The organism is Candidatus Avoscillospira sp. LCP25S3_F1 (assembly GCF_052117125.1).
Lineage (GTDB): Bacteria > Bacillota > Clostridia > Oscillospirales > Oscillospiraceae > Avoscillospira_A.
Map to the genome: position 1 here is coordinate 1 of NZ_JBQKJT010000080.1, position 409 is coordinate 409.

Genomic DNA, 409 nt, shown 5'->3' on the forward strand with positions numbered 1-409 from the left:
GGATCAGACATTCCCCGGTGCCAATAAGTTATTTCTGAATGAAGGCAGGAACTCAAAGGGCCATGTCAAATGGGTGGATTTTGTGATCCGCTTTTGGCATAAAGAATGCGTAGCAGCTTTATCCCTACATACTTTTGCAGACACCTTCCAAAAATGGTGCAAAAGAACCGGTTACAGATTCAGTACTTCCGATGCCGAACGAATCCATACCGCAGCCAGGAACGCCGTTGCCACGCTTCCCAAAAATGATAGTACAAAACTGCTGATAACGCAAGCGGCAATCAGCCTGAATACCGTGTATGATTCGCTTCATGCGTTCCGCACAGAAATGAACCGGCTGGCCTCTCTGCTGCCAGAATATGAGCTGGTGATGGGGATGGAAGGTGTCGGAAAAATCACAGGACCGCAG

The 409-nt window shown here is 48.4% G+C and carries 1 pseudogene; it reads left to right on the forward strand.

The window, feature by feature from the left end:
• Window positions 1-409, forward strand: a pseudogene (locus ACTQ33_RS17200) (IS110 family transposase); the annotation flags it as partial.